11 protein-coding genes are annotated in these 14,316 nt (G+C 72.2%); 5 read left to right on the top strand and 6 right to left on the bottom strand.

Annotation, left to right across the window (positions count from 1 at the left end; translation table 11 throughout):
* The first annotated feature begins 675 nt into the window (after positions 1-675).
* The 5 genes from AC07D6_RS25955 to AC07D6_RS25975 all read left to right on the top strand — a co-directional run bounded on the left by AC07D6_RS25955 (position 676) and on the right by AC07D6_RS25975 (position 5,905).
* Positions 676-1,410: a 3-keto-5-aminohexanoate cleavage protein gene (locus AC07D6_RS25955; RefSeq protein ID WP_479048153.1), complete on the top strand. Its 735-nt coding sequence runs from the start codon at positions 676-678 to the stop codon at positions 1,408-1,410.
* Positions 1,411-1,757: 347 nt separating this feature from the next.
* Positions 1,758-2,807, top strand: a complete 1,050-nt coding sequence (locus tag AC07D6_RS25960; protein WP_479048156.1) for a pectate lyase family protein — start codon at positions 1,758-1,760, stop codon at positions 2,805-2,807.
* Between the two features lie 15 nt (positions 2,808-2,822).
* A complete protein-coding gene (locus AC07D6_RS25965; protein WP_479048159.1) occupies positions 2,823-3,839 on the top strand; it encodes a pectate lyase family protein in 1,017 nt (338 codons plus the stop codon).
* An 11-nt stretch (positions 3,840-3,850) separates the two neighbouring features.
* Positions 3,851-4,870: a pectate lyase family protein gene (locus AC07D6_RS25970; RefSeq protein ID WP_479048161.1), complete on the top strand. Its 1,020-nt coding sequence runs from the start codon at positions 3,851-3,853 to the stop codon at positions 4,868-4,870.
* A gap of 15 nt (positions 4,871-4,885) precedes the next feature.
* Positions 4,886-5,905, top strand: coding sequence for a pectate lyase family protein (locus AC07D6_RS25975; RefSeq protein WP_315880571.1), 1,020 nt, complete (start codon positions 4,886-4,888; stop codon positions 5,903-5,905).
* Between the two features lie 432 nt (positions 5,906-6,337).
* Here the strand turns inward: AC07D6_RS25975 and AC07D6_RS25980 are convergent, their stop codons facing one another.
* The 6 genes from AC07D6_RS25980 to AC07D6_RS26005 form a co-directional block, all read right to left on the bottom strand.
* Positions 6,338-6,796, bottom strand: a complete 459-nt coding sequence (locus tag AC07D6_RS25980; protein ID WP_479048164.1) for a nuclear transport factor 2 family protein — start codon at positions 6,794-6,796, stop codon at positions 6,338-6,340.
* A gap of 400 nt (positions 6,797-7,196) precedes the next feature.
* Positions 7,197-8,018, bottom strand: coding sequence for a class I SAM-dependent methyltransferase (locus AC07D6_RS25985; RefSeq protein ID WP_479048166.1), 822 nt, complete (start codon positions 8,016-8,018; stop codon positions 7,197-7,199).
* Positions 8,015-9,268 carry an aminotransferase class V-fold PLP-dependent enzyme gene (locus tag AC07D6_RS25990; protein WP_479048167.1) on the bottom strand — a complete coding sequence of 418 codons (1,254 nt, stop codon included), beginning with the start codon at positions 9,266-9,268 and terminating at the stop codon, positions 8,015-8,017. The genes AC07D6_RS25985 and AC07D6_RS25990 overlap by 4 nt, the downstream gene beginning before the upstream one ends.
* A gap of 572 nt (positions 9,269-9,840) precedes the next feature.
* Positions 9,841-10,260, bottom strand: a complete 420-nt coding sequence (locus AC07D6_RS25995) for a hypothetical protein (protein ID WP_315880576.1) — start codon at positions 10,258-10,260, stop codon at positions 9,841-9,843.
* A gap of 1,147 nt (positions 10,261-11,407) precedes the next feature.
* Positions 11,408-12,181 (bottom strand): MBL fold metallo-hydrolase, encoded by a 774-nt coding sequence (locus AC07D6_RS26000; RefSeq protein WP_479048170.1) that lies wholly within the window; start codon positions 12,179-12,181, stop codon positions 11,408-11,410.
* A 323-nt stretch (positions 12,182-12,504) separates the two neighbouring features.
* Positions 12,505-14,151 (bottom strand): glycoside hydrolase family 27 protein, encoded by a 1,647-nt coding sequence (locus AC07D6_RS26005; RefSeq protein ID WP_479048172.1) that lies wholly within the window; start codon positions 14,149-14,151, stop codon positions 12,505-12,507.
* Between the last annotated feature and the right edge of the window lie 165 nt (positions 14,152-14,316).

The raw sequence follows: 14,316 nt of genomic DNA on the forward strand, positions 1-14,316 counted from the left end.
ACCGGGCACTTCGGATGACCCGTCCCCGCCGGACGTCCTCCTCCAGGACGAGACGCCGCTCCGGGCCGGCGATCCATCCCGACCGCCTGCCCCGCTCCCGCTCGTGGGCCGGCCGGAGGCGCCCCGATGGGTGCCGTCCCGCACCGCCGCCGGCCGCTCCCCGCCCACTGGTGAGACTTCGCGGGGTGATCGAACCCGCCGCCCCGGACCGGTCCCCGCGCCCCGCGAGGGGGAGCGGCCGGCCGGTCCCGGTACCGAGGCCGACGCGCTCCCGGGCCGAAGCGCACTTCGGGGTGGGCCGCGGAAGGCCCGCTCAGGGCGGTGGCGGCCGAGTCGCTCGCCTCCACGTCGAAGACCGGCCCGCACCCCCCGACATGGGCCGGGGACGCCGTGACGGTGGTGTGGCGCCCCTCCGGTCGGGGGAGGCGAGGTCGGTGGCGGCGGCCCCGGACGCCTCCGTGCCGGAGTGCCGGCCAGGCACCTCGGCGCCGGGCCGCCTCCGGGTTGGAGCGGGGGCCGCCTTTCGGGGCCGGGACCGCGCGGACGCGGCAGAGGGGAGAACCACCGGCGTGGCACGCGGCCCCGCGCGCCGGCCCGCACCGGACGCCGCCGGGGCGGGGGCGTCCCACCGACCGGAGGGGCGGCGCTCCGGCGGAGCTGTGGCACGATCAAGGAATGATCCAAGCCTGTCTGAACGGTCGGCGCACGGCGGAGGACCACCCCGCGGTGCCCATCACGGCGCGGCAGTTGGCCGCCGACGCCAGACGGGTCCAGGACGCCGGGGCCTCCGGCGTGCACCTGCACCCCCGGGACGCCCACGCCCGGGAGAGCCTGGACGCGCGGGTCGTCTCGGCTGCCGTGCGGGCGGTGCGGGAGGCGTGCCCCGGCCTGCAGATCAGCGTGTCGACCGGCCTGTGGATGGGCGACGGAGACGTCGCCGCGCGCCAGGCCGCCGTGGAGGGGTGGGCCGCCGCCGAGGACCGCCCCGATGTCGTGTCGCTCAACCTCGGCGAGCCGGGCTTCGAACGCCTGGCCGACACGCTGGGGGAGTTGGGCATCGGTATCGAGGCGGGCGTCTGGTCGGAGGCGGACGCCGTCCGCCTGCTCGACAGCGGACGCACCGCCTCGTGCAGCCGGATCCTCGTCGAGATGATCGACCTCCCCGCGTCACGGGCCCTGTCGGAGGCCGATCGCATTCTGCGCCGGCTCGCGGGGGCGGGGACCGACGTCCCCGTCCTCCTCCACGGTGAGGACGAGTGCGCCTGGCCCGTCCTGGACCACGCCCTCGCCCTCGGCCTGGAGACGCGCATCGGCCTGGAGGACACCCTCACCGGCCCGGACGGACGCGACGCGGAGGGCAACGCCGCACTGGTCCACTGCGCCGTGGGCCGCCGGACACGCGTGCGCTGACACCCCGCCCGCGCGGAGAGCTCCTCGTGCGTTCCCCTCGTGCGTTCCCCTCGCCCCGTGCTCTCCCGCTGCGCCGGGGCGATCTCGGGGAGGGGAGCCCTCCACCGGCTTCCCCGCTCGGCTTCAGGGCCGTGGCGCCTCCTCCCTCGGCAGGACTCTGTTTGTTTCTGTTGGGAACCTTCGCTTTTCGTGACCGTACGCGTCTGTTGACGCGCCCAAGACAAGAGCCCTACTTTCTGAATAGAAAGCGCTTGCTCAAGAGGTGGTCGCCATCCGGGCAGCGCAGCACACCAAGAAACGCCCTCTCCGCCACGCTCGGAAGCAGCTGTAGAAAGGGCTATCCCCCCATGCGATTACCCCCACGCCGTGCGTCCCGAGCCGGTCTGATCACCGCGCTGGTCGCCTCCTTCCTCGCCACCGCGTCCGCCGGCCCCGCCTCCCCCTCCCCCCTCCCGCCCCCGCCCTCGGTCTCCGCCGCGACCGCCGACGGCTTCGCCTCCGTCGACGCCCTGGGGCAGAACGGAACCACCGGCGGCGCGGGCGGCGCGGTCGTCACGGCCGCCACCACCGCGGAGTTCCTCGACTACATCTCCCGCCCCGGCCCCCTGGTGGTGCAGGTCAGCGGCACGATCACGCTGCCCACCGGCTCCAGCGACGGCATGCACCCGGTCGCCTCGGACAAGACCATCGTCGGCCTGGGCAGCACCGCCCGGCTGACCGGCGGCGGTCTGCACATCGGCCTCCCCGCGAGCGACCGCGTCACCTCGCCGCCCGCCGACGCGGTGCACAACATCATCATCCGCAACCTGTCGTTCGACGGAGCCACCGACGACCTGATCAACGTCCAGATGTTCTCGCACCACGTCTGGATCGATCACAACGACTTCTCCAACGGTGACGACGGCGCCGTGGACATCAAGCGCGGCTCGGACTTCATCACCGTGTCCTGGAACCGTTTCCACGACCACGACAAGACACTCCTGCTCGGGCACGACGACGACAACGCCGCCCAGGACCGCGGACGGCTGCGCGTCACGTACCACCACAACTACTTCGACGCCTCCGACCAGCGCAATCCGCGGGTGCGGTTCGCCGAGCCGGTGCACGTCTACAACAACTACTACCGCGACAACAGCTACGGCGTCGCCTCCGCCATGGACGCCGGGGTGGTGCTGGAGGGCAACTACTTCCACAGCGTCAACAACCCCGCCCGGGTGGACTTCAGCGGCGACCTCGGCCGCCTGGTCGCGCGCGACAACGTCCTCGTCGAGTGCAACCACCCCGTCGAGACGCGGGGCTCGGTCGTCGAACCGCGCACGTACTACGCCTACACCCCGCACCGGGCGGCCGAGGTCCCGGCCGTCGTCCCGGCCGGGGCCGGTGTCGGCAGGATCTGAGAGACGGAGACGACGATGAGGAACCTCCCCTCCCTCACCCGCCGCGGCCTGCTCGCGGGCGCCGCCGCCACCGCGGCCACCGCCGCCCTGCCGGCCGTGGCGGGCCACGCGCGGGCCGCCGCGCCCGCTTCCGCACGGCGGTCGCGGGCCGCCGCGGTCGCGCAGGGCGCCGACGGCTTCGCGGGGGTCCCCGCCCTGGGCCTGTCCGGCACCACCGGCGGCGCCGGCGGCCCGGTGGTCACCGTCACCGACGCCGAGACGTTCCTGGACTACTGCGACCGTGACGCGCCCTACGTCATCCAGGTCTCGGGCACCCTGAGCATCAGCAGCAAGCAGGGGGTGCGCTCGAACAAGACCATCGTCGGGCTCGGCACCGACGCGGAGATCACCGGCGGCGGCCTGGACATGTACCGCAGACAGAACGTGATCATCCGTAACCTGCGGTTCACCGACGCCGACGACGACTCCATCAGCATCCAGCAGTCCTCGCACCACATCTGGATCGACCACTGCACCTTCAGCGCGGGCGCGGACGGCCTGATCGACATCGTGCGCGGCGCGGACTACGTCACCGTCTCCTGGAACCACTTCCACGACCACAGCAAGACCATGCTGATCGGTCACTCGGACGCCAACGGCAGCCAGGACCGCGGCAGGCTGCGGGTCAGCTTCCACCACAACTTCTTCGACGGCACGGCCCAGCGCCACCCGCGCGTCCGCTTCGGCGAACCCGTGCACGTCTACAACAACTACTACCGGAACAACACCCTCTACGGCGTGGCGTCCACCGAGGACGCGGGCGTGCTGGTGGAGGGGAACTACTTCGAGAACGTCGCCCACCCGATCTACTCCGGCTACGACGCCAGCGGACCCGGCCGGGTGGTGGAACGGAACAACGTCTACGTGAACTGCGGGAAGCCCGAGACGCTGGGCACGGTGATCGAGCCGCGCACCTTCTACGCGTACACCCTCGACGCCCCCGCGGACCTCCCCGCCATCGTTCCCGCCGGTGCCGGCGCCGGCCGGATCTGAAGGAGCCCCCCGTGTCAGAACACCCTCCCCTCACCCGCCGCGGCCTGCTCGCGGGCACCGCGGCCTCCGCCGCCCTGCTGGCCGTCGGCGCGGCCCCGCGCGCCCGGGCCTCCACCGCCCCGGACCACCGGCTCGCCGCCGTGGCGGCGCAGCGCGCCGACGGCTTCGCGAGTGTCAGCGCGCTCGGCCTGCCCGGCACCACGGGCGGTGCCGCCGGCCCCACCGTGACGGTGACCACCGGCGCCCAACTCGCCGACTACGTGGGCCGCAACTCCCCCTGGACCGTCCTCGTCTCCGGCCGCATCGAGATCGACGGCATGATCACCGTGGTGGCCGACAAGACGATCCTCGGCGTCGGCTCCACCGCCGAGATCACCGGCGGTGGCCTTCAGCTCGGTTCCACGACCCGGCCCGGCAACAACGTCATCATCCGCAACATCCGCTTCACCCGCGCCTCCGACGACTCCATCAGCGTCACCAACCGTGCCCACCACGTGTGGATCGACCATTGCGACTTCTCGCAGGGGTACGACGGACTGCTCGACATCAAACGGGAGTCGGACTACGTCACCGTCTCCTGGAACCACTTCCACGACCACAGCAAGACGTGCCTGCTCGGCCACAGCGACAGCCACACCGCCGACCGGGGCAAGCTGCGCGTGACGTACCACCACAACTTCTTCGACGGCACCGACCAGCGCCACCCGCGCGTCCGGTTCGCCGAGCCGGTGCACGTCTACAACAACTACTACCGGAACAACCGGCTCTACGGCGTGGCCTCGACCGAGGACGCGGGCGTGCTGGTGGAGGGGAACTACTTCGAGAACGTCGCCCACCCGATCTACTCCGGCTACGACGCCAGCGGACCCGGCCGGGTGGTCGAGCGGAACAACCTCTACGTCAACTCCGGGGCGCCCCAGACGCTGGGCACGGTGATCGAGCCGCGCACCTTCTACGCGTACACCCTCGACGCCCCGTCCACCGTCCCCACCACCGTCCCGGCCGGCGTCGGTGTCGGCAGGATCGCCTGAGCCCAGGAGGCACACGTGCACCGCAAAGGCTCCCTTCTCCTCACCGCCCTCACCGCGCTGGCCGTCACGGCCGCCGCTCCCGCCCCGGGCCCCGCTTCCCCGGCCGTGCTCGCGGAGTCGGCGCCCACCGGGTTCGCGAGCGTCGACGCATGGGGCCAGAACGGCACCACCGGAGGCGCGGGCGGTCCGACCGTGACCGTCTCCACCGCCGCCGACCTCATCGCCGCCGTCAAGGCCGAGGGCCCCAGGATCGTCCGCGTCAACGGCATGATCACGCTGCCCGCCGGGATGTACGACGTCAGCTCCGACAAGACGATCGTCGGTGTCGGCGCGAGTTCCGGCATCTCCGGCGGCGGTCTGAACATCGGCCTTCCGGCGAGCGACAGCGTCACGTCCCCGCCCGCGAACGCCGTGCACAACGTCATCATCCGGAACCTGACGTTCAAGAACGCCAGCGACGACTCCATCAACGTCCAGATGTTCTCGCACCACATCTGGATCGACCACAACGACCTGTCCGCCGGTTACGACGGACTGATCGACATCAAGCGGGGCTCCAGCTACATCACCGTCTCCTGGAACCACACCCACCACCACGCCAAGAACATGCTGCTGGGCCACTCCGACAAGAACGGCGCCCAGGACATCGGCCGGCTCAAGGTGACCTACCACCACAACTGGTACGACCGCACCCCGCAGCGCAACCCGCGCACCCGCTTCGGCGACCCGGTGCACATCTACAACAACTACTTCTTCGACAACAGCGACACCGGTCCGGCCTGCAACGCGGACTCGGGCTGCTTCATCGAGGGCAACTACTTCGACGACGTCGAGGAACCCATGACCAACAGCTACTCGGGCCCGGAAGGCAACATCGTCGAACGGAACAACGTCTTCGTCGGCGACACCGGCGAACCGGTCACCGGCGGCAGCGTCGAGGACCCGGCGGACTACTACGACTACACCGTCGACGACCCGCAGACCGTCAAGGACGCCGTGGTGCGGGGCGCGGGCCCCGGCACCATCGGCCTCTAGAGCGGATCCCGCACGTGCCTCGTCCCGGTCGGACGAGGCACGAGCGGGTCCCGGCCGGTGGCGCGGAAGCCGGCGTCGTCCCCTCGCCCGCGGCCTCCGGCAGCCGCCCGTACGGCCGCGCCGGCAGCCCGGTGAACGTCCCCGCGCCCCGACCCCCGACTCCCCAGCCGCACACGGGGAGTGACCTCCCCACGGCCGCCCGCGGCACCCTTCGGGGCCGCGGACGCGCCTGCCGCGTCGTGCGGCCCGTGCCGGGCGACGTCGTGCGGCCCCGTGCCGGGCGAAGACCGAAGAGACCGGCGCCTGTTGAACGAACCGCATGAACACCACCGCCGCCCTGCGGCTCCGACAGGCCGTCCGCCGCCCGGCGCGGAACGCGCCGAGATCGACGTGCACCGGCTGCGCCCGGAAGTCGGCGTCCCGCCCGCGCACTCAGGGGGTGCAGGCCTCGGCGATCGACAGGCTGTTCTCGTAGAGGTGGTGCCGGGTGATCCGGCCGTCCTCGACGGTGAGGCGCAGCGCGAAGGGGCCCTCGAAGGACTTTCCCGTCGCGCGCACGGTCCCCGACACGTGCCCCGTCAGGACGGCGTCGGTGCCGTCGACGAGGAAGGCGTCGACGGAGGCGCGCGCGTCCTCGGGCACGGTGTGCTCCATCAACTCCGTGAACTGCGCCGCGCATTCGGCGGCGGTGGACCGCGGGCGGATCCAGGGCACGACGGGGTTCTCGGCGAGCAGCCAGTCGACCTCGTCGGCGAAGAGCGTGACGAGCCGCTCGGTGTCCCCGGCCAGCCGGGCGGCGAGGAACTCCTGCACGACGGCCCGGGTGGCCTCGGTGACGGAACGCGCGGAGCTGGTCGAACTCGGCGTGCTGGCGGCGTACTCGGCGGACATGGTGCTCTCCTCGCGGCTGCGACCGGATCCCGGCGGGGGTTCCCGCCGATGTGCACGATCTTGCCGGGAGAAGGGAGAACGGTCGATTACCCCGGGGGTAATGAGCGCCCGGAGCGACCGCCGGGCCGCGGCGCCCGGCCAGGAGGCCCCGTCCTGTCCGGGCCGGTCGGACGGTACGGGCACCGGCCCACGGCAGGTACCCGGCCCGGCAGGGGGCGGTGGCTCCGCCGCCGGTCCCACGACCGCCGAGCCTGCCCGAGCCGCGGACGGCCGGTTCGACCGCCGTACCCCTCCGTCCTGGACGCACGCCCTCGCCGGGTGGCGCGGGACCCGCGGCCCGCCGGACTGCCGACCCCCAGGGGTGTCGACGCGGACCGCGTCGCGCGGTGCGCCCGGGGTGTCAGCGGGTGGCAAGGATGATCTCCGCGCTGGTGGGGGCGGTGAGGGAGGCGTCGTGCCGGTAGGGGGCCAAGCGGCCGTGCACCGCCTCTTCCAGGTCCTGCCGGGCGGCCGGGGCCAGGGTGGTGAGGGCGTCGGCGAGGGGGGAGAAGCGGTAGACGTTCAGGAGGTCTGCCGTGCCGCCGGGGAAGATCGCGGGCAGCCGGGCCCGGTGGTGGCGCATGTCGGTGAAACCGGCCTGCTCGATCAGGTCACGGGCTTCGTGGGCGGGCAGCGCCCAGGGCCGGGCGAACTGCCTGCCGTGGTCGGGGCCGAGGAGGGCGGCAGCCGCGTCGTGCAGGGCCGCGAACAGGGGGTTGTCCTCCAGAGGGGCCCAGACCGCCACGGCCAGGGTGCCTCCGGGTTTGGTCACCCGGTACCACTCGGCGGCCGCGGCAGGGCGGTCGGGGAAGAACTGCAGGCCGTGCTGGCAGCAGGTCAGATCGAAGGACCCGTCCGCGAACGGGGCCAACGGGGCGGCCGGTGACTGGTGGTAGACCTGCGGCGCGCCGGGGAGGACGGGTTTGGCGCGGGCCGCCGCCAGCATGGCGTCGCTGAGGTCGGTGCCGGTGACCGCGCCGGTCGGTCCGGCTGCGGCGGCCAGTACGCGTGTGAGCGCGCCGGTTCCGCAGGCCACGTCCAGCGCGTGCACGCCGGCGCGCGGACCGATGGCCCCGACCAGGTAACACGCCCAGGGGTGGAAGACGGCGGGGACGAGGATCTGGTCGTACAGGGAGGAGTGGCCGGTGGTGGCGCCGGTGAAGCCGTGCTGCCAGTCGTTCATGTCAGGACCGTCCCGGGGGAGGAGGAGACGACGTCGACGAGGGCGTCGATGTCGTCGGTGGTGTTGTACAGGTAGGTCGACAAGCGGATCGACGCGTCGATGTCGAAGCGGTGGCAGGCCAGTTGGGCGCAGTGGTGTCCCGCGCGCACCGCGATGCCGGCGGAGTCGAGCCGCCGGGCCAGTTCCCCCGGGTCACAGCCCTCTTTGACGAAGGAGACGACCGATCCGCGTTGGTCGGCGCGGGAGGGGCCGAGCACGGTGATGTGCCGGTCGGCGCGCAGCCGGTGCAGGGCGTGTGCCACCAGGGCGTGGTCGTGACGGTGGACGCGGTCCATGCCCACTCCGCGCAGGAAGGTCACGGCCGCCGCCAGGCCCGCGACCTCCGCGATCGCCGGGGTCCCCGCTTCGAAGCGCCGCGGTGGCGGGGCGAAGACCATGTCGGTGGCGGAGAGGTCGTCCAGCATGTCCCCGCCGCCGAGGAAGGGGGGCAGGGCGTGCAGCAGCTCGGTGCGGCCCCACAGGACGCCGATGCCGGTCGGCCCGCACATCTTGTGACCGGTGAAGACCAGGAAGTCCGCTCCCAGGGTGGTGACGTCGACGGGTTGGTGCGGGACGGACTGGGTGGCGTCGACCACGAGCAGGGCGCCCACCTGACGGGCCCGTTCGACCACCGGGGTGAGGTCGTTGAGGGTGCCGAGCATGTTGGAGGCGTGGGCCAGCGAGACCACTTTCGTACCCGGCGTGATCACCCTGTGCAGACCGCTCGTGTCCAGGCGGCCGTCGGAGGTCAGGCCCAGGTAGCGCACGTGGCAGCCGGTGGCGCGGGCGGCCTGCCGCCAGGGGACGATGTTGGAGTGGTGCTCCATCTCGGTCAGCACGACGGCATCGCCGCGGCGTAACCCGTACGGGGCGTCGGCGTCGCGCAGGCAGTGGGCCAGCAGGTTCAGGGCCTCGGTGGCGTTCTTGGTGAAGACGATCTCCTGGGCGCCGGCGCCGATGAAGGAGGCGATCGTGTTCCGGTCCGCCTCGTACTGCCTGCTGGCCGCGGCGGCCAGGGCGTACGTGCCGCGGTGCACGTTGGCGTTGCGGTGCGCCATCGAGTGGACGATGGCCTCGATGGCCTCCCGGGCGCGCTGGGATGTGGCGGCGCTGTCGAGGTAGACCGGTGACAGCGCCGCGGAGTCGTCGGCGAAGTAGGGAAAGTGCTCGCGGACCTCGCGGACATCGAAAGCACGGTCACTCGTGTTCATGGCTCATCTTTCGTCGGGGAAATCGCCTGCGCGCACGGGCGGACAGCCGGGAGGAAAAGCGACGCAGCCCTTCTCGCGGCCGTCCTTCACCACGCCCCGGCGTATGAGCGGGACGCCCTTGGCGCGCAAATCTTTTGGAGACGGCAGCCCTCGCCGTGCCGGCCGCGGAATTTTTTTCATGCCGAGCGTCCTCGCCGTCGGAAAAGTTGACGCTCCGGCGGCGGAGAACGCGATGGGTGTCCTTCCGGGAAATGAACCCTCCTCTCGTCGTCCTCCTGCGGCGTCCGGTCGTGGGATTCTCCGGTCCGAGCGGAAGCCGCACGGTTCGGCGGCGCCGTCCGCGCGGGGCGGAGCGGTCACGTGTCGCGGGCGCCCGAGCCGCGGGCCGGCCCCTCCCGCCGCGCACGACCGGTTGCCCGGACGCGCGCCCTTGCGGGTGGACCCGCCGGGCTGCGATGGTGCGAAGGCGTACTGGAGCCGGCCCAGGTCGATGGGGGGACGGCTCCAGTCGCCCTTGGGGCCTGCGCGTGACGGAGCGGTCAGCAGCCGTCACGCGCAGGCCGTCTCACGGCTCAGCGCACCCGGTAGAAGCGCTGGGTGACCTTGCCGTCGCCGGTGACGTCGAAGTGCCCGTAGGCGGCGACGCCGTTCAGGCGCTCCGAGGTGCTGTGCACGATGATCCCGCCGACCCAGATGATGCCTCCGCGGCCGTCGGGACGTCCCACGCCGTGGCCCGTCCACACCGCGACGGTCTCTCCCCTGGAGCCGGTGACGACGACCTCGGCCCTACCGTCGTACAGGCCGTCCGGACGCTCCTTCTGGACGTAGGTGACCAGGTCGTTCACCTGCTGCCCGCCGAAGGTGCCGGAATCGACGGTCGTGACCTCGATGACGGGGTACGGGGTGTCGACGCTCAGGACGCGGCGCCCCACGACCTTCCCCGTCAGGTGAGAGAAAAGCTCGTCTCTTGCCTGTTCGGTTTCCTCGCTCATTTATTTCCTCCTTGAGGGGGGATTTCCTTTGAATGTATATCTCCGTTCCGAGGGGGCGGTAAGTGTCTCTTTCGGACAGCCCCTCCGAGGGGACGTGTTTTCGGCCGACGGCGTTTCTGCCGGTCGGGCCGTGCGGCGCGCGCGGATCTTCACGGGTTGGCTGGGGGAGTGGTTGATCGAATGGGTCGGGGAGGGCGAATCATGGAAAGCTATGGCCAAAACTTCACCGTCGTTATCCGCGGGGTGTCCATTTCGGTTTGGCGCACCTGACCTGGAATTAGCCTTTGCCCGCGGCCTTGCGTGAGGGTCCACCGGTTTTTTCGGCGGACCGTTTCGGCTGTTCAGGGTGGTCGCGGTCGGCCGTGGGGTCCGCCCGGCGCGCCGGCCGGGATCGCTGTCGGACGGCCGGAGACCGGCGGCGTGCCGCCGCCCGCGTTGCCGGTTCCCGCCCCATCCGCCCCGTCCGCGGCGGGCGGCCTGACGGAGACCTTCGTGGTGGCCCTGGGGTGGGGGCCGGTGTTCGACGCGGAGCCCGGCGCCGTGTCCAGGGAGCCTTTGCACCGCGGGCTTCGGTGGGTTCGGCCCTGCCTCCGCCCTCCGGGCGGGTTCACCGGTGGGCGACGCGGTCCGAGCGGGGCCCGGCCCGGTGGGGTGGGGCACCCGCGGTGCCGGCCCCGCGCCCGCCGCTCACCGCGGCCGGGTGCCTGCCGCCGGCCTGGTCGGGGCTGCGGGCCCACGCGACGCGCTCGTACGGGAGGAGCCCGATCCGGTGGCGGAGGCGGACGGCGAGCAGGGCCGCGGGGCCACGGCCGTGGGGGCGGGCACGCCGCGGGCGAACCCGTGGAAGGCGGCTGAGGACCCTGACCGGACGCTGCCGGAGCGGTTCACGCGGGAGGACGGGGTGCGTGGCGGCGCGAGGAGCGGCGGGTCTCACCGGGCGTCAGGACGCCCCGCCCGTCGTCACGGCACCGCCCGGCGCCGTCCGCGCCGCCGAGGACGGGCGGCACGCCGAAACGGCGATCACGACGTCCCTCCGGCTCTGCGGGGCGACAGTCTCCAAGCCGCCCGGGAGACGCCGCCCAGGAGGTCACCGACGGCCGGGAGCGGTTCGGCGTTCCTCGGGCCCCGGCGGAGCAGCCGCGGCGGCTCAGCCGACCGGGAAGGTGGCACCGGGCGTGGCGTGTTCGACGGGGCCGGCGAACCGGGTCGAGGCGCGGGCCACGGCCTGCTGCGGGGTGAGGAAGCGCCCGACGTGCGTGACGATCAGCCGTCCCGCCCGGGCCGCGTCGGCGGTGCCACCGGCGTCTTCCGGCGTGTGGTGGACCTGTTGTTCCCCCACGCTCGGGGCCTGTGCGCTGTCGGCCTCGCACAGCAGTACGTCGCAGTCCTCGGCCAGGCTCGTCAGAGCGGGGCAGGGGGCCGTGTCCCCGGAGTAGACCAGGGACCGGCCCCCGGCCTCGACGCGCAGGGCGAAGGCCGGCAGGCCGTGCGCCACCGCCCGGCTGGTCAACGTGAGCGCGCCGACCCGCACCTGGTGTCCGTCGTACAGCTCGTCGACGGCGAACGCGGACTCGATCGGACTGCGGGTGGAGGTGTGGGTGAGGAAGTGCGCCAACCGGTCGGCGATGCCCGGCGGGCCGTACAGGGGGATCGGGGCGGCGAGCCGGACGTCGGCGTAGAGCGCCCCGTAGTAGGCGGTGAGGAGGTCCGCACTGTGATCGGCGTGCAGGTGCGAGATCCAGATCGCGTCCAACTCGTCCAGTCGGACGTGCCGTTGCAGCTGAGCCAGCGTTCCGCTGCCCGCGTCCACCCACACCCGGGTGCCCCCGCCGGACACCAGATAGCCGGAGCAGGGGTTGTCCACGCTCGGGTACGGCGTCGCGCAGTCCAGAACCGTGAGACGGAGGAGATCGCTGGTCATCCGCGCAGTCTAGAACGCGTGATCCACTGGTACCGACCGTTCCTCGCGGCTTCGGACCCGGCGCTCAGCCGCCGGCGCGTTCCGCCGGGGCTCCGTTCGAGCGCCGGACCCCCGGTCACGTCGGCGCACCCCCCGGACGGCACAGGCGGCGTCGTGTGGGGTGTGGCAGCCGTGCGGGGGCCGTGAGCGGGGTGTTCCCGTCCCGGCCGTGGCCCGGTGCCGTGCCGCCCGCGCTCAGGACGGCCGGCGCCGCGACCACGGCGGGCCGCGCGGGGGTTCATGGCCCCGTCATCACGGGAATTCCCTTTTCGGAGTGCGGTCGCTCACACGCGGGACCACTTCTGGTTGGCCTGGCCGTTGCACGTCCACAGGACCAGCGGGGTCCCGTTGGCGGTGCCGGCCCCGTTGACGTCGAGGCACAGCCCGGCGTGGACGTTGCGGATCGACCCGTCGGCGCCGACGGTCCACTTCTGGTTGTTCTGGCCGTTGCAGGGCCAGGTGATGACACGGGTGCCGTTCGTGGTGCCCCGCTCGTAGGCGTCCAGGCACTTGTCGCCGAAGACGCGGATCTCGCCGCCGGCCCACGTGGTCCAGAGCTGGTTGGCGGCCGTGTGGCAGTCCCAGACCAGCACCGTGGCTCCGGCGGCGGTGGAGGCGTTGTCCACGTCCACGCAGCGGCCGGACGCGTTGCCCCGCAGACGCGACGTGGTGGCGGACAGCGGGCTGCCGCCGGTCACCCGGAACACGGCGACGCCGTGCGCGGGGACGCTCGCGGAGATCTGCCCGGACGTGCTCGACGTACCGCCGGTCCACAGGTCGGTGAGGGTGAACGGCCCCCCGGAGAGACCGACTTGCGGGGCCGACGTGGTGATCGTCGCGGTGGTGCCGCCGCGGTTGAACAGGCCGACCGCGACCGAACCGTCCGACAGCGCCTTGGCGAACACCTCGGTGGCGCCGTCGTCGCGCACCCTGCGCCCGCCCGCGCCCAGCGGATCCTGGTTCACCGCCAGCAGGCGCGGGTTGCGCAGGATCGCGCTGACGTCGGCGGACATGGTCCGGATGTCGTTGCCGGCCATGAGCGGGGCGCCCAGCAGGGCCCAGAGGGCGAAGTGGGAGCGGGACTCGGTCAGCGACAGGCCGGGACGGCCGACGACCAGCATGTCGGGGTCGTTCCAGCGTCCCGGACCCGACTGCGCCGCCAGCGGCGCGGTGACGTCCAGGACGTTGCCGACGCCCATCGGGTAGCTGTTGGTGTTGCCGTTCTGCCAGATGTCGAGGAGGTCCTCGGTCGTCCGCCACAGGTCGGCCACCTCGCCCCAGTTGTACGTGGCGCCGGTGATGGCGTGCAGGCTGTTGGGGTTGATGCTGTAGACGATCGGCCGCCCGGTGGCGCGCAGGGCGTCACGCATGAGCGTGAACCGCGCGACCTGCTCGTCACGGGTACCGCTCGGGGAACACCAGTCGTACTTGAGGTAGTCGACGCCCCAGGAGGCGAAGGTCGCGGCGTCCTGTGCCTCGTGCCCCTTGCTGCCCGTGGATCCCGGGTAGTTCCCCACGGCCTGCGCGCAGGTGCGCTCGTTGGGCGCCTGGTAGATGCCGAACTTCAGGCCCTTGCCGTGGATGTAGTCCCCGAGCGCCTTCATCCCGCTGGGGAACTTGGTCGGGTTGGCCCGGAGGTTGCCCTGGGCGTCGCGCTGCGGGTCGAACCAGCAGTCGTCGACCACGACGTACCGGTAGCCGGCGTCCCGCATGCCCGAGGACACCATCGCGTCGGCGGCCTGGCGGACCTGGGCCTCGGTGATCCCGCACCCGAAGCTGTTCCAACTGTTCCACCCCAGCGGTGGGGTGAGCGCCGGACTGCCCGGCGCGGCCGAGGCGGTGGGCTGGGCCGAGGCCGTCACGGAAGCGGTCACCGTCAGCACGGCGGCCGTGAGTAAACGGAGCAGTCGTCCGCCTGATCGTCTGGGCACCAGGGGCTCCTTCGACACGCAGGGAAAAGAGAAGACGTCCGAAAGTTTCGTATGTCCTTCGGAAAATCGGGAGTCCCACGGATCCTAGAGGGGTGCCCGATCGTGTCAATACCGCAGGAGCGCTCGGCTCTGTCGCGTGATCGGCATGAGCACAAAGGCAGCGCG

It is taken from the genome of Streptomyces sp. NPDC045287, from assembly GCF_056432325.1.

Coding starts and splice junctions, on each gene's coding strand:
- AC07D6_RS26000 (WP_479048170.1), bottom strand. CDS start 12,181: ATGACCAGCGATCTCCTCCGTCTCACGGTTCTGGACTGCGCGACGCCG.
- AC07D6_RS25985 (WP_479048166.1), bottom strand. CDS start 8,018: ATGAACGACTGGCAGCACGGCTTCACCGGCGCCACCACCGGCCACTCC.
- AC07D6_RS25995 (WP_315880576.1), bottom strand. CDS start 10,260: ATGAGCGAGGAAACCGAACAGGCAAGAGACGAGCTTTTCTCTCACCTG.
- AC07D6_RS25965 (WP_479048159.1), top strand. CDS start 2,823: ATGAGGAACCTCCCCTCCCTCACCCGCCGCGGCCTGCTCGCGGGCGCC.
- AC07D6_RS25980 (WP_479048164.1), bottom strand. CDS start 6,796: ATGTCCGCCGAGTACGCCGCCAGCACGCCGAGTTCGACCAGCTCCGCG.
- AC07D6_RS25960 (WP_479048156.1), top strand. CDS start 1,758: ATGCGATTACCCCCACGCCGTGCGTCCCGAGCCGGTCTGATCACCGCG.
- AC07D6_RS25955 (WP_479048153.1), top strand. CDS start 676: ATGATCCAAGCCTGTCTGAACGGTCGGCGCACGGCGGAGGACCACCCC.
- AC07D6_RS25990 (WP_479048167.1), bottom strand. CDS start 9,268: ATGAACACGAGTGACCGTGCTTTCGATGTCCGCGAGGTCCGCGAGCAC.